Genomic DNA, 12956 nt, shown 5'->3' on the forward strand with positions numbered 1-12956 from the left:
AAATCAATTTAAAACCACTTCCGCGGTAATTGTTCAACTCTTGTAAAACGTGGAATACAAATTTTAATCAGCAAGCATGGCTGAAGAAAAACAAAACGTTGAGGTAGAAGAAACTGCCGCAGCACCAGAAGTAAAAGAAACAGAGCCCAAACAAGATCCTCAGGAATTTCTTGAAAATTTTGACTGGGAAAAGTATGAAGAAGGAATTGAGCGCGTTGACGACAGCAAGCTTAAGGAATTCGAAACACTTGTAGAGGAAAACTTTGTGGACACTGCCGATGAGGAAGTAGTGGAAGGAGAAGTTGTTCACATGACAGACCGTGAGGCCATCATTGACATCAATGCCAAGTCCGAAGGTGTAATTTCCTTGAATGAGTTCCGCTACAATCCCGACCTAAAAGTTGGAGATAAAGTTGAGGTACTTATAGATATCCGTGAAGACAAAACCGGTCAGTTGGTATTGTCTCACAGAAAAGCAAGAACCATCAAGGCGTGGGAGCGTGTAAACAATGCACATGACAAAGAAGAAATTGTTACTGGATTCGTTAAATGTCGTACCAAAGGTGGTATGATCGTTGACGTATTCGGAATCGAAGCCTTCTTGCCAGGTTCTCAAATCGATGTGAAGCCTATCCGCGATTACGATCAGTATGTAGGTAAGACCATGGAGTTCAAAGTAGTGAAGATCAACCACGAGTTCAAGAACGTAGTGGTATCCCACAAAGCTTTGATCGAAGCGGACATCGAAGAGCAGAAAAAAGAGATCATCGGCCAATTGGAAAAAGGCCAAGTATTGGAAGGTGTGGTCAAGAACATTACATCTTATGGGGTATTTATCGACCTTGGAGGTGTGGATGGATTGGTACACATTACCGACCTTTCCTGGAGCCGAATCAACCACCCGAACGAGGTGGTGGAGCTAGACCAAAAACTGAACGTTGTTATCTTGGATTTTGATGATAACAAGTCCAGAATTCAGTTGGGTCTTAAGCAATTGGAGAAACACCCATGGGATGCCCTAGGTGATGAGATCAAAGTAGGTGACAAAGTAAAAGGTAAGGTAGTGGTGATCGCTGATTACGGTGCCTTTATCGAAGTTGCCGAAGGAGTAGAAGGTTTGATCCACGTTTCAGAAATGTCATGGTCTACGCACCTAAGGTCTGCTCAGGACTTTGTGAACGTAGGTGACGAAGTTGAAGCTGTTGTATTGACCTTGGATAGAGAGGATCGTAAAATGTCGTTGGGTATCAAGCAATTGACTCCAGACCCATGGACCGATATCACCACCAAATATCCTGTTGGATCAAGACACAAAGGAATCGTTAGAAACTTTACCAACTTTGGTGTATTCGTAGAGTTGGAAGAGGGAATCGACGGTTTGATCTATATCTCAGACCTTTCTTGGACCAAGAAAATCAAGCACCCATCCGAATTTGTTGCCGTAGGCGATACCTTGGAGGTGGAAGTATTGGAATTGGACGTGGAAGGACGCAAATTGAGCCTTGGTCATAAACAGACCACAGAAAACCCTTGGGACAAATACTCCGAGGAGTTTGCTGAAGGAACAATTCACAAAGCTGCCATTGCAGAGGTGGTTGATAAAGGAGCAACTATCAATTTCAACGAGGACATCGTTGGATTTGTTCCACAACGTCACATGGAAAAAGAAGACGGCAAAAAACTTGTTAAAGGTGAAGAGGCCGAATTCAAGATCATCGAGTTCAACAAAGATTTCAAGAGAGTTGTGGCCAGCCACACTGCGATCTTTAGAGAGCAAGAAGATAGAAATGTGAAGGCTGCCGCCAAGAAAAGAGCTGCATCTAAAGATGAAGCCGCTCCAACCCTTGGAGATGCCAACTCACAGTTGCAAGCATTGAAGGACAAAATGGAAGCCGATAAGAAAAAGTAATCGGACTTTTCAATGATACGAAGCCCCGCTGGAAACAGTTGGGGCTTTTTTATGTCCCGAACATTTTAAAGAATTGCTTACTTTTGTATTTAACCGAGTTGGTCGCACATAGCATATGAGTCAAAAAGTTCTGCTTACTTCAAAGGAAATCAACATCATACTGCACCGGTTGGCCTGTCAGCTAATGGAGAATCATTTGGATTTTAAGGATACGGCATTGATTGGTATTCAGCCCAGAGGCGTTTTTTTGGCAGAAAGATTAGTAAAGATTCTCAAAAAGGAATACAAGATCAAGCATATTGATCTTGGTTTCTTGGACATCACATTTTTTAGGGACGATTTTGGAAGAGGGGAGATCCTGAAGGCCAATTCCACACAAATGAATTTTTTGGTGGAAGACAAAAAAGTGGTGTTCATAGATGATGTACTATACACGGGAAGAAGTATCAGGGCGGCGCTAACGGCCATCCAATCCTTTGGTAGACCTAGCAATATAGAACTCTTGACATTGATCGATAGGCGTTTTAGTAGACATTTGCCCATACAGCCTACGTATCGCGGTAGACAAGTGGATGCCATAAACGAGGAAAAGGTTAAGGTAATGTGGGAAGAGAACGATGGAGAGGACAAAGTATATTTAGTAAGCAAATAAAAGATAATGAGCGAGTTAAGTGTAAATCACTTGTTGGGAATAAAGTATCTGAACAAAAAGGATATATCGCTCATTTTTGAAACGGCCGATCATTTTAAGGAAGTGATCAACCGATCTATCAAAAAAGTACCTACCCTTCGAGATATTACCATTGCCAATATCTTTTTTGAGAACAGCACCCGTACAAAATTATCTTTTGAACTGGCCGAAAAACGACTTTCTGCCGATGTGGTGAACTTTTCGGCGGGGCAATCTTCCGTTAAAAAGGGAGAGACTTTGATAGATACCGTGAACAATATCCTGTCCATGAAAGTGGACATGGTAGTGATGCGTCATCCCAATCCGGGAGCAGGAATTTTCTTGTCCCAGCATGTTAATGCCTCCATTGTGAATGCAGGGGATGGTGCCCATGAGCACCCAACGCAAGCGCTGTTGGATTCCTTTTCCATTCGTGAAAAATTAGGTGATGTGGGCGGAAAAAATGTTGTGATCGTAGGGGATATTTTACATTCCCGAGTGGCACTGTCCAATATTTTCGCCTTGAAATTACAAGGAGCCAATGTAAAGGTCTGTGGACCAAAAACACTTATTCCCAAGCATATTGAGTCGTTGGGAGTGGGGGTGGAGACCAATTTAAGAAAAGCCTTGGAGTGGTGTGACGTGGCCAATATGCTCCGCGTACAGAACGAACGGATGGATATCAGCTATTTCCCGTCCACAAGGGAGTACACTCAGCAATTTGGGGTCAACAAAGAACTTTTGAACAGTTTGGACAAACAAATTGTAATCATGCACCCTGGCCCTATAAACCGAGGGGTGGAAATTACCAGTGATGTGGCCGATTCCGATCAGTCCATTATTTTACATCAGGTAGAAAATGGAGTAGCCGTACGTATGGCCGTACTCTATCTATTGGCATCAAAAATTAAGTAAAGATGATTTTCGACAAAGACGGAACAACAACGATTGTTTTCCAGGAAAAAACCACACTTTCTGGTTTTCTGGAAAACCTCAATAAAGCGTATCCAAAACTCAAGCACGATAACATTGTGGTCAATCTTTTTTCTTTTGATAAACTGGGTATCAATGACATCTTGGAGTTTTTGGATCTATCCAACAGGCATAAAGCAGGAGGGCAATCCTTTGTTTTAGTCACCGATAAGCTAAGCTATGATGAAATTCCGGAAGAGATAAGTGTTGTGCCCACCTTGCAGGAGGCAAAGGACCTTATCGAGATGGAAGAAATTGAACGTGACCTGGATATATGAAACTTACTGTACTTGGTTGTTATGCGGCTACACCACGAACATTCACCAATCCTACTTCACAGATACTCGAGATAAAGAATCATCTTTTTTTGATTGATTGCGGTGAGGGAACCCAAGTACAGCTCAGAAAATACAAGGTCAAGTTTTCCAGGATCAACCACATTTTTATATCACATCTACATGGGGACCATTTTTTTGGTTTGCCTGGGCTCATATCCACCTTTAGGTTATTGGGCAGGGACAAGGAACTGCATATTTATGGTCCAAAGGGCATCAAAGAGGCCATTACTTTATTTTTAAAATTAGGTGATTCATGGACCAATTACCCCTTAATATTTCATGAGCTGAAATCCAAGGAATCGGAACTCGTTTTTGAAGACGAAAAAGTTACCGTTAGAACGGTTCCCTTGATCCATAGGGTGTATACCAACGGATATCTATTTAAAGAAAAGAAAGCTCCCCGAACGTTGGACATCACGGCTGCTCGAAAATATGGTGTGGACAAGAGCCAATTCAACAATATAAAAAAGGGAGTGGATGGAGTTGATACATCAGGAAAAACAATTCCCAATAAAAAACTCACCATTGATCCACCTGAGCCCAAAAGCTATGCTTTTTGTAGCGATACGGTTTATAATGAAGCTGTCTTACCTACAATAAAGGATGTTACTGTACTGTATCACGAATCCACTTTTTTGGATTCAGAGGAACATCTATGTGAAAAAACAAAGCACTCCACCTCCAAACAAGCGGCACAAATCGCTAAAAAAGCCAATGCGAGCCTTTTGATCTTGGGGCATTATTCCACACGCTATAAATCCATCGAACTATTTAAAAAGGAGGCAGAACAAGTTTTTCCCGTTGTGGAGTTGGCCGATGATGGCAAAGTGTTTGATTTTGGCAGCTAGGATTTTACAAAACTTTTCCAAACCCGATACTTTGAGGTGACCCTATTTTTGACGAACTTCACGTCATGCAAAAAGACCTTGGCGATTATAGAAAATCTTACGAGAAAAGTGAACTGACCGAAGCATCGGTAAAGGAAAATCCAATGGAACAATTTCAAAAATGGTTTCATGAAGTCGAAGCGGTGGATGGGGTTGATGAGCCCAACGCCATGACAGTCTCGACCATTGGTTTGGATGGTTTTCCAAAAAGCCGTGTGGTATTGATGAAAAAATTCACGTATGAAGGCTTCATTTTCTACACCAATTACCAAAGTGAAAAAGGTAAAGCCATAGCAGCCAATCCATCGGTTTGCCTATCCTTTTTCTGGCCGAATATGGAGCGTCAGGTGATCATAAAGGGAAAAGCTGAAAAAATTGCAGAAAACCTTTCAGATGGTTATTTTGAATCTCGTCCGCACGGCAGTCAATTAGGTGCCGTTGTCTCCGATCAGAGCGAAGTAGTTCCGACCCGAGACTATCTGGAAAACAAGTTGAAGGAACTCGAACAGCAATATGAGGGTAAGGAAGTGCCCAGACCCGAATATTGGGGCGGGTATCTTGTGCGTCCCGTTTCCATGGAATTCTGGCAGGGACGTCCAAACAGATTGCACGATAGGATACGATACTCCCTACAGGATGATCTGGATTGGAAAATAGAACGTTTGGCGCCATAAATCCCAAAAAAATGAAACAACTTATATTAATGAGACATGGGAAATCCTCATGGGAATACGATGTCTCCGACAAGGACAGACCACTAAAAAAAAGAGGGATAAACGATGCTCATTTAGTTGCCAAAACCTTTGGTCTGCATGCGCCTTTCATTGATTTTATCTATTCCAGCCCCGCCAACCGTGCCCTGCACACCAGTATGATCTTTGCAAGAAATCTGGAGTTTGATTTATCAAAATACGGCGTGGACGATGCCCTTTATGACTTTTCCGGCAACAGTGTTGAGCAATTTATACGATCACTGGACAATGATTTAGAAACCGTTGCGATCTTTGGACATAACTATGCCTTCACTTCACTTGCAAATACTTGGGGAGATCAGTATATTGAGAACGTTCCTACGGCAGGACTAGTCCACATTACATTTGGCGTGGACGATTGGTCCAAAATATCAGAGGGAACCACCAAGCAAATGGTCTTTCCAAAACACTTGAAAAAATAAATGGTAAAAACAAAGAACGAATATATAAATAGAGAAATCAGCTGGCTGCAATTTAATGCCAGGGTATTGCAAGAGAGCAAGGACCATAGGGTTCCGCTCATCGACAGATTACGATTTTTGGGTATCTTCAGTAATAACCTGGATGAGTTTTTTAAGGTTAGATATGCTACCGTAAAACGAATAGTCGATGCTGGGAAAACCGGTAAAAGTGTTTTGGGGGGCGAAAAGGCAAAAGACCTTTTAGAGGAAATCACCAAAATTGTAATTGATCAGCAGGCCCGAAGTCTGGAGGTTTTTAAGCAAATTGACAAGGAACTTCGTCAAGAAAATATTTTTATAATAAGGGAAACCGAAGTCAACGAAAGCCAAGCTGAATTTATTCGGGACTATTTCTTTAAAAAGGTAAACCAAGAGTTGATGACCATCATCTTGAACGACCTTACGGAATTTCCCCTTTTAAAGGATACCGCGGCTTATTTGGCCGTTAAAATCGTAATGAAGAATGGTTCTTCAAAAGGGATGCACAACCGATATGCATTGATCGAGATTCCCAAAGGTATCGACCGTTTTGTGGTGTTGCCCAAAGAGGGGGAGAAGGACTATGTTATAATGTTGGACGATTTGATTCGTTTTTGCTTGGACAGTGTATTCACCATGTTCGAGTTCGAGTCCATTTCTGCTCATATGATCAAGATTACACGTGATGCTGAATTGGACATCGACAATGATTTGAGCAAGAGTTTTATCGAAAAGATTTCCTCAAGTGTCGAGCATAGAAAAATAAGTGATCCGGTTCGTTTTGTGTACGATAAGAACATCGATAAGGACACCCTTCAATTCCTGAAGGAGAAAATGGATATCATGGATACCGATAGCGTTATCCCTGGTGGCCGTTACCACAATAGAAGGGATTACATGGGCTTTCCCAGTTTGGGAAGACACGACCTTATGTACGATAAAATTGAGCCCTTACCAGTAAAGGGATTAAGTATGAAGGGTAGTTTACTGGATATGATCGCCCATAAAGATTATATGATCTATGCCCCATACCATACATTTAGTTATGTGACCAAGTTTTTACGTGAAGCTGCACTGGATCCACAGGTACGAAGTATCATGATTACGATATATCGATTGGCAAGTGATAGTCAAATAGCCTCGGCTTTGGTCAATGCGGTCAAAAATGGAAAGCAGGTAACGGTACAGATTGAATTGCAGGCTAGATTTGATGAGCAGAACAATATTGAATATGCCAACCATTTACAGGACGAAGGGGTAAATCTGATTTTTGGTGTCCCTGGACTAAAGGTACACAGTAAGGTCTGCTTGGTGGAACGCGAAGAGGATGAGGGCATCAAAAGGTATGGCTTTATCAGTACAGGAAACTTTAACGAGTCAACTGCAAAAATTTATACGGATTACACCTTGTTTACGGCCCATCAAGGTATTTTAAAGGATATGAGCAAAGTGTTCGCCTTCTTTGAGACCAATTACAAAATCAATAAATACAAACACCTGATCGTATCTCCACATTACACCAAAGCAACTTTTATGAAGTTGATAGATAAGGAAATCGAATATGCCAAAGCAGGTAAAGAGGCTTACATCAAAATAAAGATGAATAGCCTAACTTCTTATAAGATGGTGGACAAGCTCTACGAAGCCAGCCGGGCAGGAGTTAAAATACAAATGATAGTAAGAGGTATTTGCTGTCTTATACCAGGTGTTGAAGGAATGAGCGAGAATATTGAGGCCATTAGTGTGGTGGATAAGTTTTTGGAACATCCCAGATTGTTCATTTTTGGTAACAATGGTGACCCAAAAATCTATATTTCCTCAGCGGATTGGATGACACGTAACCTAGACTTTAGGGTAGAGGTGGGTTGCCCTATTTACGACCCTGACATTAGACAAGAACTTCTCGATACTTTTGAGATATCCTGGAAAGATAACTCTAAGGCAAGGGTGTTTTCAGAAAAGCAGGACAACGCCTATAGAAAGCGAGCCAAAGGGGAACCTGAACTACGTTCTCAATTTGAGATGTACGATTACTATAAAAGAAAATTGGAGGCCTAGCCGTGCATGGTCTCCTTTTTTCCCAAGTCTTTCATTAGTTGTGCTTCGTAGTCCAAAAGGTCGTTCCATTTTTGGTCCACTTCCTCTTTGTTGCCATATTTTCGGGCAAATTTTAGGAACATGGTGTAATGGTTGGCTTCACTGACCATAAGGTTTCGGTAGAATTCGGATAATTCTTCGTCATCTATTTCTTCAGAAAGTAATCTAAAGCGTTCACAACTGCGGGCTTCAATTAGGGCGGCATATAATAGCTTGTGCACCAAATGGGTTTCTCGGCTGCCACCTTTAGGGAAGAATTTCATCAATTCAACAACATATTCATCCTTTCGTTCGCGACCCAAGACCCAACCGCGATTTATAATTTTATCATGCACCATATTGAAATGCCCCATTTCCTCACGGGCAAGAGCGGTCATTTCCTTTACCAATTCCGATTTTTCAGGAAAACCGATGATCAAAGAAATCGCTGTGCTTGCCGCCTTTTGCTCGCAATAGGCATGATCGGTCAATATTTCTTCGATATTCTTTTCAACAATGTTTACCCATCTTGGGTCCGTAGGTAGTTTTAGGCCTAACATGACTATGCTTTTTGAATGTTACAGGTGCAAAGATAAAAGTATTGTGCGGTAAGTTTAAAAATCGAGGTCAAACTCTTTTCTGAGCAAATCCAAATTTGGGTTTTTCTCTCTCAACTTTTCATATTTTTCTTCGGGAGTAAAGGCAAACTTTTTGGCAACCTCCTCGTTTACCGTAATGTAAAGAGAAATGGAATAGTTGTTCAATTTTTGTTTCAAGTAATCCAGCATCAGGCTTTGTTCCCGTTCTATTTCTTTTTTCATGGTGCCATTGGGGAGCTCTATCCAAATGGTATTCTCATTTTTTAGCTTGGGAACATCGGTTTGTAAATTACTGGCCAAAATCTTTCTGCCCTGCTTTTCCAATATGTTCACAAAATCATTCCAATGCTGCTGCATGTCTTTTTCCTCAAAGGAATCTTTGGGGAGATCCTTTTCGTCTACGCTTGGCGATTTCGTGTTCTCGTGAGCCTTTTTAACCTTAATGCTGGAAAGGGAGAGTCCTGAGACCCTTTTTTCCGAAGTCTTAATATTTATTTTTTTGGATTGATATGGTTCTTTTGGCTCGGTTACCTTTTCTTTTACCGCTTCCTTGGGCTCAGGGGCTTCTTTTGAAGTATTGGAAGGTATCGATTTTTCCACTGTTGGTGGTGGAGTGGCACCGTTGGTTTGAGGTGATGTGGATGTGCCGTTTGATGATGTTGTTTTTCCGGAAAAATAGGAGGCCGGAATTATGAAATTAGAGTTTTTTTTTTCTCCATCGAAAGTGATGGATGCCAATTTCATAAGCGTTAGTTCGACCAACAATCGCTGGTTTTTACTGGTTTTGTATTGCAGGTCACAATCGTTTGCCAGATCTATGGCTTTTAAAAGGAACTCTTTTGAAGCTTTTTTTGCTTGATCTTTGTATTGTTTGGTTACATCTTCGCCTACTTCCAGCAAATTTAAAGTGTCGGGGTGTTGACATACCATTAAATCCCTAAAGTGTGATGCCAAACCGGAAATAAAGTGATGACCATCAAAACCGAGGGACAGGGTTTTGTTGAAAAGAATCAGAAGTTCTGGTATGTTGTTCTCTAGAATTAAATCCGTGGCAGAGAAATAAATGTCGTAATCCAGAACGTTTAGGTTTTCGGTCACCGCTTTTCGGGTCAATTCTTTACCCGAAAAACTTACCACACGATCAAAAATGGATAGGGCATCCCGCATGGCACCATCTGCCTTTTGGGCAATGATGTTCAGTGCGCTTTCCTCCGCTTCAATACCTTGCTGCTCAGCGATATACTTTAGGTATTCTGCGGCATCCTTAACGGTGATGCGTTTAAAATCAAATATTTGGCATCGGGAAAGTATTGTCGGAATTATTTTGTGCTTCTCTGTGGTTGCCAAAATAAATATGGCGTGTTTTGGAGGTTCTTCCAATGTTTTTAAAAAGGCATTGAATGCCGATTGGGATAGCATATGCACCTCATCAATAATGTACACCTTGTACTTCCCCGTTTGAGGTGGGATCCGAACTTGATCTATTAAGCTACGAATATCGTCTACTGAGTTGTTGGATGCAGCATCCAGCTCAAAAATGTTGAAAGCAAAATCTTCATCCTCCCTTTCCGTGCCATCTTGGTTTATTTTTTTTGCCAGAATACGGGCGCAAGTGGTCTTCCCGACACCTCTTGGACCACAGAACAATAGAGCTTGGGCCAAATGGTTGTTGTCAATTGCATTGGTCAAGGTATTGGTAATAGAGGATTGGCCCACAACATCCTTGAATGTTTGGGGTCTATATTTTCTAGCTGATACTATAAAAGGTTCCAATGCTGGGAAATAATAGAATTACTACAAATATAAAAATAGGATTATGTAAAGTTACCTGCAAGAGGACAGTTAAGCTGTTTTTTATTAACAATTGGATTACCTTTGCAAACAGCAGGCCACCTTATCGCTGCAAGTAAGGGCAACCAAGCTTGAAGAGGAAAGTCCGGACACCACAGTGCGGCATAGCGGGTAACGCCCGTCCGCCGCAAGGCGAGGACCAGTGCAACAGAAAGCAAGTACAGTTCGGCTGTAGTGAAATCGGCAAACTCTATGCGGTGAAACGCCATGTAAACCAATGTTTGAGGGCTGCACGTCCGAGTTGGAGGGTAGGCGGTTGGAACACTTGGGCAACCATGTGTCTAGATAAATGATAAGGGTATACAGAATCCGGCTTATGGCCTGCTTTTATTCAACTTCAAAGAAACTGAAAATACTTCCACCATACTTTCTTTGCTCCGAAAATTTTGGATGTTCCGAAAGATTGGTTTGGTCGGAATGTTCAATAATCAGTAGACCCTCTTCCAGTAATAGTTCTTTTTCAAAAACCAAATCGGCAATGTTGAGAAATTGTTCGGTGTCAAAATCATAAGGTGGGTCTGCGAAAATAAGATCGTATTTTTCAGTGGTTCGCTCTAAAAACTTAAAGACATCGGATTTTACGGTATTTATGGAAAAATCCAATTCTTCAGCAGTTTTTGAAATATAGCGAACGCACCCCTGAAACCCATCTACAGCAGTTATTTTTTCTGTTCCCCTGGATGCGAATTCAAAACTAATGTTACCGGTGCCCGAGAATAGGTCAAGAACTTTGAGTTCATCAAAATAGAACCGATTGTTCAGAATATTGAACAGTGCCTCTTTGGCCATATCCGTGGTTGGGCGAACAGGTAACTTTTTGGGGGCAGTTAGTCTTTTGCCCTTATATTTTCCGGATATGATACGCATTTAGAGGGAGCTTAATATCGAAAAATCTATGCTCTCATTTTCCAATTGCTCCACTGGAAAAGATGGATTGCTGGGAACAAAAACAGAAACGTTTTTTATGTATTGGTAGCAGAGGTCATAAATGGGGTCTCCCTCTTCGACCGCACCAAAAAGTTTTAGGTTGACCTTTTCAAGGTCTAGTTGCATTTGTTCCAAACTAAATAGTAAGTAATATAGAAAGTCTTCTTTGTTGCTGTACTCGAACTGATTGTAGAATTTTAACTTCTTGTCGGAGATGACCATCATTTCCATCTCCCGTTCTGAAACCTGGACATAGCAAACAGGTTCCGATGCCGTCCTGTTTTGATTTAATAGTGTATTGAGAAGAACGGTTCCACTGTGTTTAAATTCAAATTCACCAAAAAGTTCAAATATATAATTGTTCACATTGGTATATGGAACATAAACATTGATAATTTCTTGATTGGGAATCTCGTCATACGCTATCAGGTCATTTGGCATGATCTTAGCGTTGAACTTTAGGTAATTTGGTAGCTCCTCCTTATTGAACAATGGTTTGGGAACCAATCCGAACATGTTGTTCTTGTGGATAACCATTACCTCTGAGAAGTTTGTTCCCACATCGCCTTGTTTGCTGAGTTTTTCCTTTAACTCCTTGAGCATTAGGTAGGGGGTGAGCGGTGTTTTAAAGCTCATACGCTCAAATGCGAGAATCTTATTTGTAATAGTATCCACTACACAAAAAGAAAGTCCATTCAAGCCAGCTTGAATGGACAGTTTTCTATAAGTGCTATTTGATTCGTTCTGTGCTATAGCTAGTTCTTCTTTTTCCTATCGTAGATAGGTGGCCAGTTACCGTTTGTACTAACTTCGGTCAAGGAACCTACTTTTATTTCGGTACCATTGACCTCCTCTACGCTTTGATATGATTTTTCTTTTTCAAGTAAATCTTCCGGCTGATCGTAAAGAACAACTTCTTTCTTCACCTTTGCTTCAAAAACGGGAGCGCTGTATCCACTTTTTTCGATGATGTCCGCCTTCATTTCAAACTTTTCATTGTTTTGAGCGTAAGGAACGTTCATCATGGTTTTGTAACGGTCGTCAGCTCCAAAAAGGGAATCTTTTACCTTAACAGTGCCCAAGGTGTCAATAATTATTGTATCCTGTTGCATTTCGATCTGATACACTCGGTCATACCTCATAAACGAGGAGTCGCGCTGTGTAGTAATGGTATAGTTTCCGGTATCGATGAATTTGATCAAGCTTTCAAAATCACCAGCGTACTTGCCGTTTACAGTTTTATAGGCTTCTTGTGAATCCCTGATATCCTTTAGTTTGTTGATGACCTGGGTGAACCTTTCGTTTCTTACCTTATTGAACTCAATGGGGGCGTTGATGGAATCGTATATTTTAAACCCAAGGTAAATACTTAGAATTCCAAATAGAATTACTAATACAGGCTTTACTTTTTGAGGTAAAAATCTATCGATCAAGAAAACAAGCCCTATGGTCACAAGGCATATTAAAACAACAATAAGAATTAAGTTTAACATATCTGATACTGTCTTTCAAAGTTAATTTAGTGGTTACAGACA

Annotated in this window: 13 protein-coding genes and 1 other RNA gene; 9 read left to right on the forward strand and 5 right to left on the reverse strand. The window is 41.1% G+C overall.

Going from position 1 to position 12956, the window contains the following annotated elements; genetic code table 11:
- The first annotated feature begins 76 nt into the window (after positions 1-76).
- The 8 genes from rpsA to ppk1 all read left to right on the forward strand — a co-directional run bounded on the left by rpsA (position 77) and on the right by ppk1 (position 8026).
- Entirely contained in the window at positions 77-1909 is a 1833-nt protein-coding gene (gene rpsA, locus J0X13_RS14665; RefSeq protein ID WP_207072140.1) for a 30S ribosomal protein S1, read from the forward strand.
- Between the two features lie 115 nt (positions 1910-2024).
- Positions 2025-2561 carry a bifunctional pyr operon transcriptional regulator/uracil phosphoribosyltransferase PyrR gene (gene pyrR / locus J0X13_RS14670; RefSeq protein ID WP_207025651.1) on the forward strand — a complete coding sequence of 179 codons (537 nt, stop codon included), beginning with the start codon at positions 2025-2027 and terminating at the stop codon, positions 2559-2561.
- A 6-nt stretch (positions 2562-2567) separates the two neighbouring features.
- On the forward strand, positions 2568-3494 hold the full coding sequence (locus J0X13_RS14675) for an aspartate carbamoyltransferase catalytic subunit (RefSeq protein WP_207025652.1): 927 nt from the start codon (positions 2568-2570) through the stop codon (positions 3492-3494).
- 2 nt (positions 3495-3496) lie between these two features.
- Positions 3497-3829, forward strand: a complete 333-nt coding sequence (locus J0X13_RS14680) for a ribonuclease Z (RefSeq protein ID WP_207072141.1) — start codon at positions 3497-3499, stop codon at positions 3827-3829.
- Complete coding sequence (locus tag J0X13_RS14685) at positions 3826-4737, forward strand: ribonuclease Z (RefSeq protein ID WP_207072142.1); 912 nt, start codon at positions 3826-3828, stop codon at positions 4735-4737. Before J0X13_RS14680 ends, J0X13_RS14685 begins: the two co-directional genes overlap by 4 nt.
- Before the next feature lie 65 nt (positions 4738-4802).
- Positions 4803-5450, forward strand: coding sequence for a pyridoxamine 5'-phosphate oxidase (gene pdxH / locus J0X13_RS14690; RefSeq protein ID WP_207072143.1), 648 nt, complete (start codon positions 4803-4805; stop codon positions 5448-5450).
- An 11-nt stretch (positions 5451-5461) separates the two neighbouring features.
- The gene (locus J0X13_RS14695; protein WP_207072144.1) at positions 5462-5950 is read left to right on the forward strand and encodes a SixA phosphatase family protein; all 489 of its coding nucleotides are present in this window, start codon (positions 5462-5464) and stop codon (positions 5948-5950) included.
- Positions 5951-8026: a polyphosphate kinase 1 gene (ppk1, locus tag J0X13_RS14700; protein ID WP_207072145.1), complete on the forward strand. Its 2076-nt coding sequence runs from the start codon at positions 5951-5953 to the stop codon at positions 8024-8026.
- Here ppk1 and J0X13_RS14705 read toward each other — a convergent pair.
- Together J0X13_RS14705 and J0X13_RS14710 are read right to left on the reverse strand one after the other, a co-directional pair.
- A complete protein-coding gene (locus J0X13_RS14705) occupies positions 8023-8604 on the reverse strand; it encodes a MiaE family protein (RefSeq protein ID WP_207072146.1) in 582 nt (193 codons plus the stop codon). The genes ppk1 and J0X13_RS14705 overlap by 4 nt on opposite strands.
- A gap of 54 nt (positions 8605-8658) precedes the next feature.
- Complete coding sequence (locus J0X13_RS14710) at positions 8659-10416, reverse strand: DNA polymerase III subunit gamma/tau (protein WP_207072147.1); 1758 nt, start codon at positions 10414-10416, stop codon at positions 8659-8661.
- A 108-nt stretch (positions 10417-10524) separates the two neighbouring features.
- Here J0X13_RS14710 and rnpB point away from each other — a divergent pair.
- Positions 10525-10826, forward strand: an RNA gene (gene rnpB / locus J0X13_RS14715) — RNase P RNA component class A.
- On the opposite strand, the gene J0X13_RS14720 is transcribed toward rnpB, so the two are convergent.
- From J0X13_RS14720 to J0X13_RS14730, 3 genes are read right to left on the reverse strand one after another with little or no spacing between them, the layout of a single operon-like run.
- A complete protein-coding gene (locus tag J0X13_RS14720) occupies positions 10822-11361 on the reverse strand; it encodes an RsmD family RNA methyltransferase (protein WP_207072148.1) in 540 nt (179 codons plus the stop codon). The genes rnpB and J0X13_RS14720 overlap by 5 nt on opposite strands.
- Positions 11362-12120: a DUF3822 family protein gene (locus J0X13_RS14725; protein ID WP_242535751.1), complete on the reverse strand. Its 759-nt coding sequence runs from the start codon at positions 12118-12120 to the stop codon at positions 11362-11364. It lies immediately after the preceding gene.
- A gap of 56 nt (positions 12121-12176) precedes the next feature.
- The gene (locus J0X13_RS14730) at positions 12177-12914 is read right to left on the reverse strand and encodes a hypothetical protein (protein WP_207072149.1); all 738 of its coding nucleotides are present in this window, start codon (positions 12912-12914) and stop codon (positions 12177-12179) included.
- Positions 12915-12956 lie beyond the last annotated feature (42 nt).

The sequence above is a fragment of the [Muricauda] lutisoli (nom. illeg.) genome (assembly GCF_017313105.1).
In the GTDB taxonomy this organism is placed as follows: domain Bacteria; phylum Bacteroidota; class Bacteroidia; order Flavobacteriales; family Flavobacteriaceae; genus Flagellimonas; species Flagellimonas lutisoli.

Excerpts from the sequence above, each read along its gene's own strand:
- J0X13_RS14685 (WP_207072142.1), top strand. The coding sequence starts at position 3,826 with ATGAAACTTACTGTACTTGGTTGTTATGCGGCTACACCACGAACATTC.
- ppk1 (WP_207072145.1), top strand. The coding sequence starts at position 5,951 with ATGGTAAAAACAAAGAACGAATATATAAATAGAGAAATCAGCTGGCTG.
- J0X13_RS14720 (WP_207072148.1), bottom strand. The coding sequence starts at position 11,361 with ATGCGTATCATATCCGGAAAATATAAGGGCAAAAGACTAACTGCCCCC.
- J0X13_RS14705 (WP_207072146.1), bottom strand. The coding sequence starts at position 8,604 with ATGTTAGGCCTAAAACTACCTACGGACCCAAGATGGGTAAACATTGTT.
- J0X13_RS14675 (WP_207025652.1), top strand. The coding sequence starts at position 2,568 with ATGAGCGAGTTAAGTGTAAATCACTTGTTGGGAATAAAGTATCTGAAC.
- J0X13_RS14680 (WP_207072141.1), top strand. The coding sequence starts at position 3,497 with ATGATTTTCGACAAAGACGGAACAACAACGATTGTTTTCCAGGAAAAA.
- pyrR (WP_207025651.1), top strand. The coding sequence starts at position 2,025 with ATGAGTCAAAAAGTTCTGCTTACTTCAAAGGAAATCAACATCATACTG.
- J0X13_RS14730 (WP_207072149.1), bottom strand. The coding sequence starts at position 12,914 with ATGTTAAACTTAATTCTTATTGTTGTTTTAATATGCCTTGTGACCATA.
- rpsA (WP_207072140.1), top strand. The coding sequence starts at position 77 with ATGGCTGAAGAAAAACAAAACGTTGAGGTAGAAGAAACTGCCGCAGCA.
- pdxH (WP_207072143.1), top strand. The coding sequence starts at position 4,803 with ATGCAAAAAGACCTTGGCGATTATAGAAAATCTTACGAGAAAAGTGAA.
- J0X13_RS14695 (WP_207072144.1), top strand. The coding sequence starts at position 5,462 with ATGAAACAACTTATATTAATGAGACATGGGAAATCCTCATGGGAATAC.